The sequence below is a fragment of the Methylobacterium brachiatum genome (assembly GCF_020523825.1).
GTDB classification, from domain to species: Bacteria; Pseudomonadota; Alphaproteobacteria; order Rhizobiales; family Beijerinckiaceae; genus Methylobacterium; species Methylobacterium brachiatum.
Window position 1 is genome coordinate 343221 of record NZ_JAJALK010000001.1, and the last position, 16524, is coordinate 359744.

Consider the following 16524-nt stretch of genomic DNA (forward strand, 5'->3'; position numbering starts at 1 on the left):
GTGTCCCGGCTTGCCGATTATGCCGGGAGTCGGCCACCCGTAACGCGTTACGCATAACGATACCCGTTACACGTTCGTCGAGAGGGCGCGTCCGGGACGATTTCCGAGGCTTCGAACGCCGGTCTTTCGACGTGCGCCGGCTCGCGCTGCGAAGCGGAAGCCGGTCCTCGTCGGCTCGCATCCTCCGGGCGCCCTTGCCGTGGGCCGCCTGGGAAGCGGTCAAGCGTCGTCCGGCTCGTCGCCGCGGTACGGCGACAGGCCGACGAGAACGCACGGGTCCAAGTCCCAGTCGTCGAAACCGGGGTCGAGCAGGCCGACCCCGTCCGCCGACAAGGCGTAGAACGCCTCGTAGGGGTTCGCGTCCCGGTGCGGAGCCGCCGTCGGCGCCCGGTCGCGGGAGAGGTCGCCCTGACCGATCCGGGCGCGCGAGGAGCCCGCCCCGGCGCGCACCCGGCGAGCGCTTCCGGAGCGACCGGGACGAACGGTCCCGGGCGAGGCGACGCGCGGCCGGGGTGCCGGCGAGACGCGGTTCGGTTTCGTGCGGTCGATCATCGCTCTGGTCCTTTCCGTCAGGCGCGAAGGCGGGCGGGTTGCAATGCGCGGAGGCGAGCGGTCGCCACCGGCGTCGGGCGGGCTTTGCGGACGCGGTCGCCGACGGCCTCGGCGGTGCCGACGGGCGCGTCCCGGAGAAGCGGGTCGCCCAGGGCGGCGGCGCAGTCGAGGAGCCGCTCGTGCAGGGCACGGTCCCGGGCCGGGGAGAGCGGCGACATGAGCGCGGCCAGGTCACCCGCCTCGAAGCGCTCGGCGTCCGGATCCGCCGAAACGGCGAGGAGGGTGGCGGCGAGCGCGACCGCCGCGTACCGCATGCCGCCGCCGAGATCCCCCGCGAGCAGCCGCATCTGTTCCAGCGGCGAGAGCCTCGGCAGCCGGAGCGGCAGGACGCGCGGGGCGATCCGCCAGGCCGGCTGGCCGAGCCCGCTGTCGCAGCGAAGGTGCCACGCCCCCGACGCGGTCGCGTGCAGGGCCTGGGCCGCGGTCAGCCGGCACGCGGTGGCCACGACGCGAAGGTGCCCGGGTTCGCCCGGACCGCCCTCGCGAAGCAGGTCCGTCGGCAGGACGGCGATCACGTCGCCTTCCGACCGTGCCGCCAGTCCCGAGAGGACGGCCGCCGCGTCGCCGGGATCGGGGCGGAGCAGGTCGAACGAACCCGAGAGGCGTGCCAGGCCACAGGCCTGGGCGCCGTTGGCGCCGACGGCGACGACGGTCGGACGGGTGCCGGCGGCGGTCAGGCCGCCGGCCACCAGCGCTGCGGCCAGGAGGCCGGTGCGGTCGTTGGAATGGATGGTCGCGATCACGGCGTCCTCCTTTGGGCCGATGCATCGAGGGAATCTTGCCATCTATATTTCCATAAGTCTAGAAATACAGAAATTACTGGTTATCGGATCCCTGGTCGCGCCCGGCGTACTGTCTATCGCGCTTCGCGCGGTCCCGTGCTCGTGACGACCGCCATCGGCGTCCCGCCCTCCTCGAAGGCCGGGCCGTGGGCACGGCCCCTTGTCGCGTCCGTCAGCGCCCGCGAGATCCGCACCCGTCAATTCCTGAAAGGCCTGAGGTGTGGTCCCCTCGTGCGACGCCGCCGCCGGCTCATCCCGGCATCGGCGCCTGAACGGGCGACCGTCGCGCCGAACCGGCGATCACGACGGTCGGTCAAGGCCGGCTCTCAGGGGCGCAGCGGGTCGTCTGCGCGACGACCGCCTGGGGCGTGGAAATCCAAGGACCGGCCGGCTTCGACCGCAGGTAGCCGCTCGGGTCGCCGGGCGCGGTTCGAAAGTGTCACACGATGCCTCATGCCGGTCGCGGGGAGCGGCCTCCGGCATCGTGACGCCGTTTCACCTCGGGCGTATGCGTAAGTAATTCGAGGCGCCCAACACTGTACGCCACGCCACCGTTAACCATTCCAAAAATATGGCTCTTGATAATAGTTGGAATATGCTGTTCATTTCCGCTCTTTTGCCTTAAGATTCGCGGATCAATCACAACGTGTCCGACGTCGCGCGCCCTGTGGCCATTCCACCGGGCGTGCCGGCGTCCGGATTCCGTCATGGAGATTGCCCTTGATCTCTGCCTTCTTCGGTTCCGCTGGCCGGACCCATGCCGCCTACGCCGCGCTCCTTCTCGCCGACGCCTATGGCGTTCTCGGCCGCCCCGTCACGCTCCTGCGCGTCAGGTTCCCCGAGGAGGCCCCGTTGCCGGGCCGGACGGTCACGGAGGAGGGCCTCACCGTCAGCGAGCGCGAGGCGCGCGACGCACGGGAGGCGGGAGAGATCGCGGCCGAGGCCGTGGGGCGGGACGATGATCTCGTCCTCGACCTGCCGGCGGCGTGCCTGGGGAACCTCGGGCTGAGGGCGCGCATCGACGCGCCGGTGCTGCCGGTGGGCCCGACCCCCTTCGAGGAGCATGCCGCGGCGTCGGCGCTCGCGGGCATGAACCCGTCGGAGGATTTCGGTCTGGACGTGGTCTCGCCGCCCTGGCTCCTCGGGTGCGGGCGCAGCGGCGGAGCCGCCGCTGCCGACGCGTTCGGCCGCGTCATGCGTGGGCACGAGGCGCTCGTGCCGGGTCGAGGCCGTGTCCGGACCCTGCCGACGGTCGTGCCGGCGTTCGGCCGCGGGGAGGCACAGCGCATCGCCGAAGGGGATCGCACGAGCCGCAGCCTCGGGGCCTCCGTCACGCTGCTCGCCGCCCTGCGCGCCGCCGCCGCGAACCCACATGCCGCCGAGGTCGACCCCGCCGCGTTCGCCGCGAACCTCGGTGTCGACGTCGAACAGGCTCGGGCGCCGGACGAGCGCGAGGCCGGCGACCGGCTGCGCGACCTCGCCGACGAGCTCCAGGGGATCCGCGACCAAGTCAAGCCGACGCGGGAGGACCTGCACGGCGCCCCGCGCCTTGAGCGGTGGCGGGCCTCCACCCGGTCCGTGAGAGTGCTCACCGGCGAGGTCCACGGGCATCCGAACTTCCCCGACGGCCGCCGCATCACCACGAGCGATCTGTACGCGTCCGATGGCCGGCGCTGGGCGCGCACCCTGTCGAGGTATTTCGTCCTGGGCCAACCCGACACGGGCGCCGAGCGCCTCGACCGGCACTAGCCACCGCCATCCCGTCCGAACGAACCCCGCCCGCGCGCCTCGGCGCGCGGGAGCGGGTCCGTCTTGCCCGTCACGAGCCCGGAGGACGCATGCGCGCGAGCGACGATTCCCATCCCCGCGACCGGACCCTCCCGCGCCGCGAGCCGCCCGCGGGAAGCCATCCGCTCGCGCTCTGGCGCACGGAGCGGCTTCCGGACATCGAGGCCTCCGCGATCCGGGAGGTCCGCCGAGCTCTCGCCGGCGGCGTTTGCCTGCATCATCGGTCCTGGCCCGCGGCCCGGAGGGGCGAGGCCGCGGCCGCCATCGCCGTCACGCTCGACCTAACGCGGCGCGCCGAACCGGACCCCGCCGTCGTGGACCTCGCGCTCTCGACGGTGCTCGTCGCCGCCTGGCGGGGCGATGCGGCGGCCCGCACCGTCCTCGCCCACGTCCTCGCCGGCCTGCCGCCGGACGTGCGCGGCGGGCGTCCGGGCCGACCCGGAAGGCGGCGGCCCGGACGCCGCCCCCCGCCGCGGCGGTGACCGCCGCATCCCGAACAACGGGACGATCCCGACAACCAAGGAGTCGATCACGTGCGGATCTGGACCTTCAGCGACTTGCACCGCGACCTGTCGCGGGCGCCGTGGACGCCCGGGCACATCCCCGACGCCGACGTCGCCGTCGTCGCAGGCGATGTTGGGCAGGGCCTGGCGGACACCATCCTCTGGCTGGGCCAAGCCATCCGACCGATCATGCCGGTCGTGGTCGTGCCGGGAAACCATGAATTCTACGGCTCGGCCGTGGACGAGGAGCGCGCGCTCGGACGCCGGGCCGCGGAACGGCACGGCGTGACCCTGCTCGACGACGACACCGTCGAGATCGGCGGCGTCGCCTTCTCCGGCGGCACGCTCTGGACCGACTACGGCCTCGACGGCGCGGGAAACCGCCGGCGGGCCGTGGCGGCCGCGCAGGCCGGCCTCAACGATCACCGTTGCATCGCGACGACGCGCAACCCGGGCTGGCGCACCTTCCGGCCGGAAGACGCGGCGGCCCTGCACGCCGCCAGCCGCGCCTTCCTGGAACGCGCGCTGCTGGAGGTCGACCCGCCGGGCGCGCGGGCGCGACCGCACGTCGTGGTCACGCACCACGCCCCCGCCCGTGCCTCGCTCGACCCGAGCTTCGCCGGCAGCGTGCTGAACCCGGCCTTCGCGAGCGACCTCGGCGGCCTCATCGCCGCCAGCCGCCCGGACCTCTGGCTTCACGGCCACGTCCACGCCAGCCGCGACCACCGGATCGGTCCGACCCGGATCCTGTGCAACCCCCTCGGCTACGACGGCGAGAACCCCGCCTTCGACCCCGCCTGCGTCGTCGAGGTGCCGTCGTAGGCCGTCGCCGGCGGATGCCTGCCGCGACCCGGGCCCGACGTGACCCGGCCCCGGACCTCGACCCATCCTCGGAGCAAGGCGACCATGCCCCACCTGACATTCCTGCGCGACGACCTGAACGAGGCGGAGACCGGGGACGTCGCCGCCGACGAGCGCCGTCCCGCGACCGAGACGCTCGCGGCCTTCGCGCTCGAAGCGGCGCTCTCGCCCGCCCAGCGCCGCCGCATCGCCGCCGACCCCGCCTTCGCCCTCGTCGTCCAGGTTCCGGCCGCCGACTGGGTCGAGCCGGTCCGCGAGGCGTGCGGGCGCCTGGCGGCGTGGGGTCACGTGGTGGCGCGCAACGGCGGTTCGAGAAGCGAGGACCGTGCGGACCGCGGAAACGACCGAGTGGCGGACCGGCTCGCCCGCGGCGACCGGGTGCTCGGGGTCTCGCAATCGCCTGCGCGCTACCTGCCTTCGGCCCTCGTCGCCGCGGCGGACCCGCACGTTCGGCTCCCTGGCGCGACCGACGCCGTGATCGCGCGGGTCGTCCGGGCCGCCACGGGGCGGCGTCCGACCCTGCCGCCCGGGATCGCCCGCGGGCTGGACTTCTTCGAGATCGCCGCCGCGGTGCGCGGGACGACGGCGCGGTCCTGCGTCGCGCGCCTCGCCGCGGCGGCGCGCTCGAAGGCCACCGCGGATCCCGCCGTCGGGTCGGCGCCCGATTTCGCGACCCTGGTCGGCTTCGGCGATGCACATGCCTGGGGTACGCGCCTCATCGACGAGATCGCGACCTGGCGCGCCTCCGGCGGCGCGCCCGCGTTCCAGCGGCTCGACAGGCACGTCGCCCTCAGTTCCGCCCCGGGGTTAGGAAAATCATCTTTCGTCCGCTCGCTCGCGAAGGCCGCGGGCCTGCCGCTGGTCGCGACCTCGGTCGGCGCCTGGTTCACCGGATCCGACGGACACCTGGGTGGCGTGCTCCGCGCCTGGGATGCCGCGTACACGCACGCGTGCGCGCTGGCGCCTAGTATTTTGTTCCTAGATGAGGCTGATAGTATTCCTAACAGAGCCACGATGGACAACCACGCGCGCGAGTGGTGGACCCCCTTGTGCACGAGCATTTTGCTCGGTTTCGATGCGCTCAACGCGCCCGGCGCCCCCGAGGTGTGCATCATCGCGGCGACGAACCACGGCGACAGGCTCGATCCCGCCTTGATCAGGCCCGGACGGCTGGGCCGGGTGATCGAGATCAAGCCGCCCTCGGCCGCCGACCTGGCGGTCATCTTCCGGCAACACCTCGACGACGGCGAGGTGCCCGACATGGACCTCGCGCCGCTCGGCGCGCTTGCGCTCGGCGCCAGCGGCGCCCAGGTCGCCGGGTGGGTGTCCGAGGCCCGTGCCGCCGCGCGCGCCGCCGGACGGCCGATGCGCCCGGAGGACCTGCTCGGCCGCGTCGCGCCGCCGGATCAAGGGAGCCCGGCGGACCGACGTCGGAGCGCGTACCACGAGGCGGGGCACGCCGTGGCGTTCGAGCGGATCGGTGCCCGCGTCGCCCAGGTCGACTTGGTCCCGCGCCGGGATTCGCTCGGCGCGACCTCCGTGGCGACCCGCCTCGGCCAGTCGCCGACCCGCGCGGAGATCGAGGGCCTCGCGGTCGCGCTCCTGTGCGGACGGGCCGCCGAGATCCTGTTCCTCGGGGAGCCGAGCGCCGGGGCGGGCGGCGATAGCCGCTCGGACCTCGCGCGCGTGACGACCCTGCTCGCCGGCAACCACGCCTCGCTCGGCCTCGGCGACCGGTTGACGTATCGCGGCGCCCCCCACGAGGTCGCGGTCGCGCTGTCGCTCGACCCCGCCCTTCTCGGGGCGGTCGAGCGCGACCTCGACCGGCTGAGCGGCGAGGCTTTGGCCGTCATGGAGGCGAACCGCACCGCCGTGGCGGCCGTCGCCGAGCTGCTGATCGCGCGGCGCCTGGTCTCGGGCGACGCGCTCCGGGCGCTGATCGCCGAGGCGGACCAACACCGCGCCGCGCAGGACGGAGGACAGCCGTGACGCTCCACGTTCCCGATCCGGTGGCCCGGACCGAGGTGCATGCACCGGTACCGACGGAAGGCCCGTCCGCCGTGCCGGCCGCCCCCGGGGCGCGGTCCGCCCCGTCGGAGCCCGTCCCGTTCCGTCTGTGGACCCTGTCCGACCTCAGGGTCGACCGGGCGCCCCACGTGCTGCCGGACCCGCTGCCGGACTTCGACGCCTTGCTCGTCCCGGGCGGGATCGCGCCCGGCCTGTGCCGGTCCGTGCGCTGGCTTGCGGACGCGCTCGGCGGCCGCCAGGGTCGGCGGCCGGTCGTCCTCGTCCCGGGACCGGCGGAGTACCTCGACGGCGAACCCGTGGGCGAGGCGCTCGCCGAGGCCGTGCCGCTCGGGGCGGCGCTGGGCATCACCGTGCTCCACGACGGCGCCGTTCGCCTCGGCGATCCGCTCCGGCCCGGGTTGGTCATCCTGGGGGCGACGCTCTGGACGGACTTCGCCCTCGACGGCGTCGAGAACGCCCGGACCGCCCGCGCCCACGCCCGGAGCCGCTGGACGGTGACGGACAGGGCGGCGAGCGCGCCCGGGGTGCCCTTCTTCCCGCACGACGCGGCCGGCGCGCACGCCCGCTCGCGGGCCTTTATCGAGGACGCCCTCAACGCCGTCGCCGTCGGTGCCGGCCCGTACGGCCATATGCCGAATCCGGTCCTGCGCGACATCGGCCCGGGCGACCGGGCCGCGGTCGTCACCGGCTTCGCCCCATCACGGTCCTGCCTGCCGCCCACCCTGGCGAGGCCCGTGCTCGACCCGTGGCGGGTCTGCTGGCACGCCTCCGCCCTGGACCCCGTGATGGAGGGGTGGGGCGCCCCGGCCGTCTGGATCCACGGGAACGTGCCGCAGGCCTGCGACCTGCGGCTCGGGCGCACGCGCGTCGTGAGCAACCCCTACGACCCGGACGACCCGACGAACGGGTTCGACGCCAGCCGCACGATCCTGGTCTGACAGCCGCCCCGGAGAACCGCCCCATGCACGAGACCTGCTCCCCGTCGCCCCGGCTTCGGCTCCCCTCCATGTCCGACGCGAGCGCACCCGCGGCCGGCGCGCGCTCCGCCGTCCGCCACGACCGTCGGCCGGCGGCGGAACCCGGCGCGGAAGCGGACGCGCTCCTCGTCGTCGATATCGAGACCGTGCCGGACGAAACGCTGATGCCGCCGCCCGAGGTGTGGGCCCGGGACAGGTTTCCGAAATGCGCGTGGCACGCCGTGGTCGCGGTCAGCTTCGTGCAGGCGGAGATCCTGCGCGACGGCGACACGGGACTGGAGGAATATCGGGTCACCGCCTGCAGGAGCGGCGGCGAGGCGGGCTGGGACGAGGCCCGCATCCTGCGCGGCTTCTGGCGGCACTTCGCCTCCGGCAGATTCCGGCTCGTCACCTGGAACGGCCGCGGCTTCGACATGCCGACGCTGCTCCACCGCACGATGCTCCACGGCATCTCGGCGGAAGCCTGGTTCCGGCGCGGCACGCGCTGGTCGGGCTACGGCAACCGGTACGGCGGCGCCCACGTCGACGTCATGGACGAGATGTCCGGGTTCGGGTGCGCCAGCCGGCTCACCCTGGAGGAGGCGGCCGCGCTGGTCGGCATGCCGGGCAAACTCGGCGAGCACGGGTCGCTGGTGGCCGACATGGTCGCCGCCGGCGAGATCGAGCGCGTCCGGGCGTATTGCGAGACCGACACGATGACGACCTTCGGCATCTACGTCCGCCATGCGTATCTCGCCGGCCGGACCGACGCCGCGGCCCACGACAGGGCGATCGCAGGCCTCCAGGATTACCTGGAGCTGGAGCGGACCCGCAGACCGCATCTAGGCGCCTACCTCGATGCCTGGCGACGCCTGTCCGACACGCGGCCGGCGTTCGTCGTCGACAGGGACCGCCGGGGCGGATGACCCTCGCCCTCGGGTCCCGGTCCCGTCCTCCCGGGTCGCGGGGCGCGGGGCGCGGCACCCGGATCGGGCTCGGGGCCCCGGTCCAGATCGCCGCGTCTCGGGCCCGGGCCGCGCGGCGTCGCCGGCACACCGGACCGGCCGCCGGCGCACGCGCCCGGACCGGTGACGCCCACCGCGGGCGCCGTCGTGCGACGGATGCCGAAGCGGCGCGCCGCGGTCCGGCGCCCCATGCGTTCGCGCCGTGCCGCCTGAGGCGGCCCGGTCCCCGAGAACCCCTGGATGTCGAGGCGGGACATGGCGGAACGCGCGAGCGGAACTTCACCGGGGTCGCCGTCGGGAACGTCGCGGCCGGCGGCGGCGCGGCGGCGCGGCGGCACGTCCCGGCAGGGTCGGGGACGGCGTTTGTGCCTTGCCGCGCGCCTCGCACAATGGGCTGTGCGCCCGAATCCCGGGCGCCGTCCAAGGACAGGACCGACCCGGCCCGGCCTCCGCGCACAGTCCCGGTGCGAGGTCGTGCCGTGCGCCTCGACCGGACGCCCGCGCGCCTGGGGCACCGTCCGGCCATGCATCCCGACCCCGAATTCCCGGTTTCCCCCGCCGGCGTCCGCCCGGCGCGGGCGGACGTGCACGAACTCGCGCGGGCGCGGCAGGCCATCTCCGCCCTGGCCCATCCCGACACGCGGCCCATCGTTGATACGGCCATGGGCACCCTGCATGCGGCGCTCTCCGGGGGCGGTCTCCAGGTCTCCAAGATCCCCGGGCTGCAGAGCGCCATCCGCAAACACGTCAGGCAGGCCTGGATGGATGGCATCGTCGCCCCCCTCGCCCGGTCGCGCCATCCGGCCGACCGCGCCGTGCTCGACGCGATCCCGAAGGATTTCGCCCTGAGGGCCCACGCCGAGGTGCTGGCCGCCCTGGAACGGATCGCCCGTTGGGTCCCCGAGGATGCCGAAGGCACGCGGGCGCACCTCGGGCGGGCCTTCGAGTACCTGCGGATGCTGCCGCTCATCCTGCAGGCCCTCGCCGACCTCGAAGACCTCGCGCCGGGCGCCACTCGAACGGGCCGCCCCGCGTCCGGACCCGGTTCCGCGGCCCTTGCCGACGCCGCCGCACTGGTCCAGCGCCGGCTCAGGGCGGCGCTGTCGCCGGGCCTTCCATCCTTGATCGGCGACCTGGCCGACCTGGTTCACCGCGCCCCCCCGGCCGCGGCCGACGTCCCCGCGCTGCGCTGGACGGCCGCCGCGCTCCTCGCGCCGCCCGCGCGCGGCGCCCGGACATCGGACCGGGGCGGTCCGCAATGGCGCCGGAGCCTCGCCGGCGCGCTCTCCCGCGACCTGATAGACGAGGCGCTCGCGCCGGCCGCAGGTCGACTGCTGCGCCGGCATGCCGGCCTGGAGATCGGGGACGCCCGCTATGCCCGGCAAGAGGGACACGGAGGCCGGCTAGACCTCGCCCTGTCCCGCGCCGGCGTCAGGCTGCTCCTGACGGTCCGCTTCGACGTCGCCGCCGGGCGGTTCGAGCAATCCTCCGCGGTCGTCTCGTCGGACGGCGCGCCGACGACGCTCGCGCCCGAAGACACCGATGCACTCCTCGATGCGTCCATCCCCGACGAGCTCGACACACCCGCACATCGCGCGATGCGCCGCCTCTCGCGGCTGGACCGCGCGCCCATCCTCCACATGCACGTCAACGGGACCGGCGAGCTCCAGGTCGCTCCTGAGGCGGTTCGGACGCAGGATGCCGGGTTGCTGGAGGAGCTTGTCCGCACCGCCGACGAGGAGGGAAGCGCCGTCAGGTTCGACCCGGTCCGCGACCTCGTGCTGGCGTCCGGCTTGGTCGAGATCGGCTTCGAGTGGCACGACGGGCCGGCCGGTCGGTGCCTGATCCGCGCCCCGGCCCAACCCACCGGTCGGCCAGGCCCATGACGACCAGGTCCGGGACGGCCGGGTCGCCGACCGGCTCGGGGGCCCTGTCGACGGCAAAGCCGCTCGGCCAGTGCGAGGGTCGCGATACCCGCTGACCCCCGAGGGCCAGCTTGATGAACTGCGGCATACGCCTTCGTCTCGGCGCAGATGCTGATTAGAATACGCAGACCGACATTTGGTACGGCGGCCTGTGCTCGAATGAATGCTTCATCGACTTGAAGATCGACGAACGCGGACGTGGCGTTTGCGGGCGCCCTTGGTCACTTCGATGGTCGCCAGCCGTTCGATACACGCGACACTCCGCCGGAGGATGACCCGGGGACGCGACGGACAAGATTGGCCGGGTGCGCGATCCGGTTTCACTCACCCGGTCGACCGGGCCGACCGGGTGAGGTTCCGTTTACCACGTCCGGTGGACCTGGGCGAAAGAACTTGCGGCCTGGCGGGCACCCGGTCTATGGTCCGATCAGCAGGTCGCGGAGCTACTCCGGACCTGGATGCGGACCTGGACCTGGTCGGGGGTGCCGAATGGATGTGATCATTCAGATGTGCCAGGAGCGCGACCGGGCCCGGCAAGCCGCCGCGGACAGGACGCGGCAGCTTCAGGAGCTCATGTTGGAACACGTGAGCGCCATCGCGGCGGAGACAGCCAAGGCGGCCCGCCTCGACCAGGTGATCGCGACCCTGCGGCAGGGGGCTGCCTACGCGCCGGAGCCGACGCCGGCGGCCGACCAGGCCGAGACGGAAGCGCCGGCCCAGCCGCTGCCGGCCGACGAGCCGGTCTCGGGCGGGGCCGAGCGGGAGCCGGTGCCGCAAGTCTCGGGCCTGGTCGCCCAAGTCATCGTCGACGCACTCGCGAAGGCGGGCGCCAAGGGGCTGTCGGGAAGCGAAGTCAATGACGCGGTTCGGGACGCCGGCTTCACGCTCGATGCCTCGGAGAAAAACAAGACCCGCCTTAAGAATAAAAACCTCGTTTACCATGATCGCAAGGCACAACATTGGTATCTGAAAGATCCAACGAAGGCCTCGGCGTCATAAGACCAGTCTAGATCCAACAACTCATCAATCATCGAGGAGAATGGCAATGCGCAACATATCTCGCGCAGCCCTCCGCGCGCGCTCGCGCGACCCACCGGATCGGGAAGTGATCGGAGCGGCAAAATAAAAGCGCACGGTCCGATCCGGACCGCACGCTTTGAGCTTGCCCGCAACCGAGCTGCGAAGCCGTAGCAGGTTAGGACTGGCCCGTCGGCCGAGAGCTTGAGCCCTCTCGACCGCGTCATTGCCAGACCTCGTGATCACGATTGCCGAAAACCAGACCGGCCAACCACCGGGATCAAGGCCGACATTCGAGACCGACGACGTATGCCAGCTCTCGCCTGCGAAAGCAAGCGGGCTGCGCTCCGCCTCCTCGGGATCCGCCGGCCCAAGCCGGCCGCGCCCGGACCGTCCCCGCGACGGATCCGGACCGGCCCCGCGCGACCCCATCCGAGGAGAGCATCATGAACGAGCCGTACCGCGTCGAGCCCCTCACGGCCGACTTCCAGCCGCCCCTCGCCCCCCTGATCGACCGAGCCTTCGATGCCTGGGACGGGGACGTCGCCGCGCTGCTCGGCGTCCCGCGGGGGACGTTCGAGCGGGAGACCGAGGCCAGCGAGCCCACCGAGTTCTGAGCCGCCGACGAAGCCCCGGCCTCCGGGCCGGGGCCGCCATCCCATCCCATCCCATCCCATCCAATCAACAAGGCTGGCCCCGTCCGCCTTTCAAGGACCCATACGACCATGAAGCAGCTCGAACTTTTTCCGTCGACGACTGCCGACGCTGACCGTCTCCGGGCCGAGATCCAGGCCCTCGACGAGATGACGGAGCGCGAGCGCGCCGCCGCGCTGCGCCGCCACCGCTATGTGCGGGCGGTCGAGGACCTCCCGCAGGGACGGCGGGGTGACCGCCACCTGCGGGCCGCGATCCGCGCCGTCTGCGAGCTGAGCGACGACGTCGATCCGCCCACGCCGCGCCAGGTCAGGACATGGGAAGCGCGGCTTAGGGAGGCCGGCGGCAACCCGGCCGGCCTCGCCGACCGGCGGATGGCGCGGTTGCCCCGGCAGCAGACCCACTGGGCCCCGTGGATCGGCGAGCTTGTCGACCAGGTCGTGGCCGAGGCCGACCCGCGCCTGGGCGTCACGCTGACGGCCATGGCCCGCCTCGCACAGGCGAGGTGCTTGGAAGCGGCGCCTGCGCGGGGCGGCGCGGCCGCCCACGTTCCCGGTTTCCGGACCCTCGTGCGGATGGTCGGCGACCGTCTGCGTTCCCTGCAGCAGGCGTATCGGTACCGGCAGCTCTCGTGCGGGCGTCCTCTCGCCGAGGTCGTCGTCGCCCGGGAAGTCCTGCGGCTCGCCATCCCGGAACTCGGCGCCGACCGCGTCCACCTGGTCACCGCACGCGACAGCTACAGCGGCGTGATCGTGGCGGCGGCGCTCGGCATTGCGCCGCCGGACGGGGAGGACCTGCTCGGCCTGTTCGGGGCGCGGACCGCGACGGCTGCCGCGGAGCCGCTCGGCGCCGCCCGCCTGTGCATGGGGCTGCCGGAGGTGATCGTGCTGGACCATGATCCCGCCTTCCTCGGCGCCACGTTCCAGCATTCCGCGGCGGCGCTCGGCATCCGGCTGCACTTCGCCGGGGTCGACCATCCGGGCGCTCCCTGCCGGGCAGCGGGCCTGCAGCGCTGGCTGACGGCCCGGGGGGAGGCGGTCGAGGACGCAGGAGGCCTGATGGCGGGGGCGCACGCCTGGCTCGCCGATCTGGACTTCCGCCGCTCCGGAGCGGACCGGCGGACCCCGCTGGACCGCTGGCAGGAGGGGGTCGCTCGCTATCCCATCCGGCTGTCGCCGGGGGCCGCTCCCGCGATCCGGACCGGCGAGGAATCGGGTGGCGCCGACGCAGCCGAGGGGCCTGACGGCCGCGACACCCGGCGGCGGCCCTGATGCCGGCGACCCTGCGAAGCCGTCATGTCGGCAAGCCGAGCCCGTCGCGCCCGGTCGTCACCGGCCGACGGGACTGCATCACGGGCGAGGTCCCCTCCGGCAAGGTGGGGATGGGCTATCGCATGGTGGCCTACGAGGGCCTCCTCGCGCGGGACTTCATCCTGATCCTGGAGCAGGACGATGCCGTCCTGCGCTACCAGGAGGAGCCCGCTCCCTTCCGGTGGCACGACGGCGTCCGGTGGCGCCGCTACACGGCCGACTTCGCCGTGGAGATCGACGACGGGCGGCGCATCGCCGTCGAGGTCAAGCCGCGGAAGAGGGTGATCAGGCTGGGCTGGGACGGGATCCGGCCCCGCATCGAAGCCGGCGCCAAGGCCGCCGGCTACGACGGCTTCGAGCTCTGGACCGAGGTCGAGGTCGACGCGCTCCGCGTCGCGAACGCCGCGCTCGTCGCGAGCGAGCGCACCTTCGTGGCCGACGAGGCGGAGCAGCACACCATGCGCGTCGTTCTCGACCGCTTCGGCGGCCAGGGCCTCGTCCGGGACCTCCGGGCGGCATCGGGGCTCCAGGCCCGCGCCTTCCGGGCCGTCGTGGCCCTGGTCGCGCGAGGCGAGGCCGAGCTGGCCGACCCCGGCCGACCCTTCGACGACCACGCCATGATCCGCCGCCCCGCGAACCTCAGGAGTGCACCTTGAACAGGCTCGACCAGCAGTTCCGCCTTCCCATCGGCGCGGTCGTCGTCGTCGACGGCGTCCCCTACGCCTCCGTCGCCCGCGAGCGGGCGGGCCTCGCCCTGCGCAGGCTCGCGGGCGGTTCCGAGACCGTCGTGCTGAGCGACGCCGTCCTGGTGGACCTCCACCGCGGCGGGAGGGTGCGCATGGCGGGACCCGGTGCATGCGGGGGGCTGCGCTGACCATGGGCGCGTGCCAGATCCGTCTCCAAGCGGACGCGCTCGTCATCGTCGAGGGCGTCTACCACAAGGTGCTCTCGCGCGACGAGGCCGGCGTCACGCTGCGCACCCTCGGGGCGAGGCCGGTCACGGTCACGAAGACCCATGCCGAGTTGGCCGACCTCTACTTCGGCGAGCCCAGGCGGCTCCAACTGGTGGAGGACACCGCCGCCGGGCTCCCCCAAGGCGTCAGGGACAACCTCCTGCGCAACATCGACACCTTCGACGTTCGCCAGCAGGACGCGGCGCTGATGCGCCTCGACTACGTGCAGGCCTGCGACCGGTGCTTCGCCGAGCGGACCCATAGGAAGGTCCCGAAGGGCTACGCCGATATCGCGAGGCTCGTCGCGGCCGAGCGCCGGCAGCGGGCCATCGAGAACGAGGGCTCCCATCCCGACGACGTGCCGCTCGAACGGGTGAGCGGCTCCTCGCTGAAGGGTTGGTACGGGCGCTGGCGCAAGGGCGGCAAGTCCATCGTGGCGCTGATCCCGCTGGACGACCTGAAGGGACGGGCGGGTTTCCGCCTCGATCCCGAGGTCGAGATGATCATCGCGGAGCGCGTGCGCGAGGACTGGCTCACCCGGAACGGACCGCCGCTGAGCCATGTCATCGTCTTCATCCAGGGCAGGATCGAGCGCGAGAACAAGACGCGCACCGTGCCCTTCGACGTGCCCGATGGCATGACGATCCGGCGTTGGGTGAAGGCGAACGTCAGCCAGTTCGACGTGATCTACCATCGCGAGGGCCCCGCGGCGGCGGAGCAGGCCTTCCGGCACGTCAAGAAGGCCCCCCAGGCGACGCGGCCGCTCGAAATCGTCGAGGTCGATCACACGCCCCTCGACGTGCTGGTCCTGGAGGGCGACGGCACGCCGGCGCGCGACCGGCGCCGCAAGGACAAGCGCACGAGGCGGGTCTGGCTCACGGTCGCGATCTGCGCCGCGACCCGCATGATCGTGGGATTCCACCTCAGTGACGAGCGTCCCTCCTGGACTTCGGTGATGCACTGCCTGCGCATGGCGGTGCTGCCGAAGGACCTGACCGGCATCCGGGTCGACACGGCGTGGCCCGTGTTCGGCGTGCCGGAAGTGGTCAAGCTCGATAACGGGAAGGAATTCCACTCCCGGTCGATGAAGGCGGCCGCCGGGCAGCTGCGGTTTGAGCTCCGCTACATGCCCCGGCGCAAGCCCCACCTGAAGGGCAAGGTCGAGCGCGCCCTCGGCACTATCGCGCGCGACTTCTGCGCCTACCTTCCCGGACGGACCTTCCGCGACGTGCGCGAGCGCGGCGACTACGACAGCGTCGGGCAGGCCGCCCTGACCCTGGCCCAACTCGTCGAGTTCTTCACCATCTGGGTCGTCGACATCTACCACAACCGCAAGCATGGCGGGCTGCTCGGACGAACGCCCCTGCTGCGCTGGCAGGACCTGGCGGGCTATGGCACGCGCCTGCCGCCGTCGGCCGACGACCTCGACCCGCTCATCGCCCTGGTGGTCCCGCGGACCATCCAGCGGAACGGGATCACCTTCCTCGGCCTCACCTACCAGTCCGACGAACTGAAGGGCGTCCGTCGCAGGAAGGGCTTCCACTTCGGCGACGAATTCCTCGTCAAGGCCGAAGCGTCCGATCTCGGCCACCTCCTCGTCCTGGTGGACGAGGAGGCCGGTTGGATCAAGGTCCCCTGCGAGGACGGGTTGGCCGACGGGACGTCTCTGGCGGAGTGGCGAGACGTGGTCCGCACGGCGCGTCGGATGACGCAGGAAGGCCAGCGCGTCGCTCGCGCGACGCTCGTCCGCGCGATGGAGCTGCTGCGCGCCGAATGCCGCAAGGCCGGCGTCAAGCCGAAGCGCCTGGCGAGCGCCGACGTCGACTGGTTCCGCGACCACGCCGACGACCCGATGTTCGAGGTCGCCTGGGACGTCGCGGACGAGGGCGCCCACGAGGAAGAGCGGCTGCGGACCCGACGCCCGCGGAAGGCCGCGCCGCCGGCCGCGGCCGACGCGGCACCCGCGCCCCGGGTCGGGCAGGGTGGCCGCAAGACCGCCCCGCGCCCGGCCAGCGCCCCGCAGGAAGCCCCGCAGGACGCCGCGCCGGCGGCCCGACCGGCCGGTCCGAGGCCCGTCGCCGCCGAGGCCGATCCGCGGAGCGTGACGGCGGATGTCGGCGCCGAGTTCGACCCCGACGATCCTGACAACTGGACTGCCGAGTGAGGGCCA

15 protein-coding genes are annotated in these 16524 nt (G+C 73.1%); 13 read left to right on the forward strand and 2 right to left on the reverse strand.

Annotated elements, in window-relative coordinates; translation table 11 throughout:
- Positions 1–219 precede the first annotated feature (219 nt).
- On the reverse strand, positions 220–552 hold the full coding sequence (locus LGR69_RS01660) for a hypothetical protein (RefSeq protein ID WP_007565566.1): 333 nt from the start codon (positions 550–552) through the stop codon (positions 220–222).
- Positions 553–569: 17 nt separating this feature from the next.
- A complete protein-coding gene (locus LGR69_RS01665) occupies positions 570–1355 on the reverse strand; it encodes a hypothetical protein (RefSeq protein ID WP_007565568.1) in 786 nt (261 codons plus the stop codon).
- 759 nt (positions 1356–2114) lie between these two features.
- Here LGR69_RS01665 and LGR69_RS01670 point away from each other — a divergent pair.
- From LGR69_RS01670 to LGR69_RS01730, 13 genes are all read left to right on the forward strand, one after another.
- Positions 2115–3143, forward strand: a complete 1029-nt coding sequence (locus LGR69_RS01670) for a hypothetical protein (protein WP_007565570.1) — start codon at positions 2115–2117, stop codon at positions 3141–3143.
- Between the two features lie 89 nt (positions 3144–3232).
- Positions 3233–3664: a hypothetical protein gene (locus LGR69_RS01675; protein WP_007565572.1), complete on the forward strand. Its 432-nt coding sequence runs from the start codon at positions 3233–3235 to the stop codon at positions 3662–3664.
- Between the two features lie 51 nt (positions 3665–3715).
- Positions 3716–4507, forward strand: a complete 792-nt coding sequence (locus LGR69_RS01680) for a metallophosphoesterase (protein ID WP_007565574.1) — start codon at positions 3716–3718, stop codon at positions 4505–4507.
- Between the two features lie 84 nt (positions 4508–4591).
- A complete protein-coding gene (locus tag LGR69_RS01685) occupies positions 4592–6535 on the forward strand; it encodes an AAA family ATPase (protein WP_230364972.1) in 1944 nt (647 codons plus the stop codon).
- Positions 6532–7512 (forward strand): metallophosphoesterase family protein, encoded by a 981-nt coding sequence (locus LGR69_RS01690; RefSeq protein ID WP_007565578.1) that lies wholly within the window; start codon positions 6532–6534, stop codon positions 7510–7512. Before LGR69_RS01685 ends, LGR69_RS01690 begins: the two co-directional genes overlap by 4 nt.
- A 68-nt stretch (positions 7513–7580) precedes the next feature.
- The gene (locus LGR69_RS01695; RefSeq protein ID WP_230364973.1) at positions 7581–8456 is read left to right on the forward strand and encodes a 3'-5' exonuclease; all 876 of its coding nucleotides are present in this window, start codon (positions 7581–7583) and stop codon (positions 8454–8456) included.
- A gap of 518 nt (positions 8457–8974) precedes the next feature.
- Positions 8975–10381 (forward strand): hypothetical protein, encoded by a 1407-nt coding sequence (locus tag LGR69_RS01700; protein WP_007565582.1) that lies wholly within the window; start codon positions 8975–8977, stop codon positions 10379–10381.
- 528 nt (positions 10382–10909) lie between these two features.
- Complete coding sequence (locus LGR69_RS01705) at positions 10910–11419, forward strand: hypothetical protein (RefSeq protein ID WP_007565585.1); 510 nt, start codon at positions 10910–10912, stop codon at positions 11417–11419.
- A gap of 464 nt (positions 11420–11883) precedes the next feature.
- Positions 11884–12054 (forward strand): hypothetical protein, encoded by a 171-nt coding sequence (locus tag LGR69_RS01710; protein ID WP_007565587.1) that lies wholly within the window; start codon positions 11884–11886, stop codon positions 12052–12054.
- 108 nt (positions 12055–12162) lie between these two features.
- Positions 12163–13362: a hypothetical protein gene (locus tag LGR69_RS01715; protein ID WP_007565589.1), complete on the forward strand. Its 1200-nt coding sequence runs from the start codon at positions 12163–12165 to the stop codon at positions 13360–13362.
- Positions 13362–14057, forward strand: a complete 696-nt coding sequence (locus tag LGR69_RS01720) for a TnsA endonuclease N-terminal domain-containing protein (RefSeq protein WP_007565591.1) — start codon at positions 13362–13364, stop codon at positions 14055–14057. Before LGR69_RS01715 ends, LGR69_RS01720 begins: the two co-directional genes overlap by 1 nt.
- Positions 14054–14275, forward strand: a complete 222-nt coding sequence (locus tag LGR69_RS01725; protein WP_007565593.1) for a hypothetical protein — start codon at positions 14054–14056, stop codon at positions 14273–14275. Before LGR69_RS01720 ends, LGR69_RS01725 begins: the two co-directional genes overlap by 4 nt.
- A complete protein-coding gene (locus LGR69_RS01730) occupies positions 14257–16518 on the forward strand; it encodes a DDE-type integrase/transposase/recombinase (RefSeq protein WP_007565595.1) in 2262 nt (753 codons plus the stop codon). The genes LGR69_RS01725 and LGR69_RS01730 overlap by 19 nt, the downstream gene beginning before the upstream one ends.
- Positions 16519–16524: the final 6 nt, after the last annotated feature.